Raw genomic sequence first — 286 nt, forward strand, 5'->3', positions numbered from 1 at the left:
GTGTATTAGTGGTGTTTTATCAACGTATAGCCAAGCAAAATTATCCACTTATTCCGGGGCGATTAGCTAGCACCGGCTACGCTTTACCAGGAACAGTACTGGCTATTGCGGTGCTATTACCGCTTACGCTGTTAGAAAATACTGTAAACCGTGTGCTTGAGCCATACGACTTAAATATAGGCTTGTTACTCACTGGCAGTGTATTTACCATTATTTTTGCTTATGTAGTGCGTTTTTACGCAGTAGCACATGGCGCGATTGAGTCGAGCTTTTTACGCATTAGCCC

General features: G+C 43.4%; 1 pseudogene. It reads left to right on the forward strand.

The annotated features are described in order from the left end of the window. Positions 1 to 286: pseudogene (locus tag AAEY68_RS20880) on the forward strand (iron ABC transporter permease); the annotation flags it as partial.

The organism is Pseudoalteromonas sp. RB2-MNA-CIBAN-0110, from assembly GCF_040309305.1.
In the GTDB taxonomy this organism is placed as follows: Bacteria; Pseudomonadota; Gammaproteobacteria; order Enterobacterales; family Alteromonadaceae; genus Pseudoalteromonas; species Pseudoalteromonas arctica.